Source organism: Vibrio sp. 03_296, assembly GCF_002265885.1.
Genome location: NZ_NPKW01000714.1, coordinates 1 through 1,036 on the forward strand (window position 1 = coordinate 1; position 1,036 = coordinate 1,036).

Annotated in this window: 2 pseudogenes; one reads left to right on the forward strand and one right to left on the reverse strand. The window is 45.0% G+C overall.

Going from position 1 to position 1,036, the window contains the following annotated elements:
• Window positions 1-379: pseudogene (locus CIK04_RS27340) on the reverse strand (FAD-dependent oxidoreductase); the annotation flags it as partial.
• Window positions 380-724: 345 nt separating this feature from the next.
• On the opposite strand from CIK04_RS27340, the pseudogene CIK04_RS27350 reads away from it, so the two are divergent.
• Window positions 725-1,036 (forward strand): annotated as a pseudogene (locus CIK04_RS27350) (tRNA (N6-isopentenyl adenosine(37)-C2)-methylthiotransferase MiaB); the annotation flags it as partial.

Sequence of the window (1,036 nt, forward strand, 5' to 3'; positions counted from 1 at the left end):
TCAAATTCGAGTACTGAGCAAACTCTTGCCACAGCCCCAATTGAATTAGACGGTTCTCCACTATGTAACCAAGCTGTTCCAAATTAAGTTCATCGCTGTGAAAACGTGTACGACATTCTGGGTGCTCCCAGGTTTCWAMCCGTTTGTAGGGACAAACTCGAGTTGCTTGAATATGTTGCCAGGCTCCTAGCTGATTCCATGTAAGCGCACAGAGTTGTGAGAAATGGCGGAAACTCGAATGTCCATCGGTTGGCTTGCTTCAAACGCTTTCGGTTCAAACCTTCTATCACGACGACTTTTCGGCCTGTTTGGCAAATCCGATGGCCACAGCCGCGCCTACCATACCGCCACCGACGACGGCAATGTCGTATTTATTCATCTTGTACTCTTGATCAACTTGATTCTAATACGGTTTGCATTGTACGTTTTACTGGCAAGTTTGCGAAACACTTTGTCCCTATCAAGCGGCTTAGGTCACTGAGTTTCCATCGACAAAAACCTTAAAAAACCAAGGCGAAATACCTGACAAGACCCTAGATAAAATCAGGCTTTGCGAAGAATTCACCAGATCACTAGTCAGTAGGTTTTTAAGCAGTACAATACGCCGCTTACCGCCGTGAGGGCGGCTATACTTTGAACAATTTGTTCAACGAATTTTAGTATTAACTACGAGCGAAAGTGAGATGAGTAAGAAACGTGACTAATTAAAACCTGGGGTTGCCAGATGAACGAATACGATTCATCGAAAATGGCCGGATCTGCTGAACGCAGCAAATGGCTACGAATTGACAGAAGAACCAGAAGAAGCAGATGTTCTATTACTTAACACCTGTTCGATCCGTGAAAAGGCGCAAGAAAAAGTGTTCCACCAGCTTGGCCGTTGGAAAACACTCAAAGATAAAAAGCCAGGCGTCGTGATCGGTGTTGGTGGTTGTGTAGCAACACAAGAAGGTGATCACATTCGTGATCGTGCACCTTTTGTTGACGTTATTTTTGGCCCGCAAACCTTGCACCGTCTTCCTGAAATGATCAAACA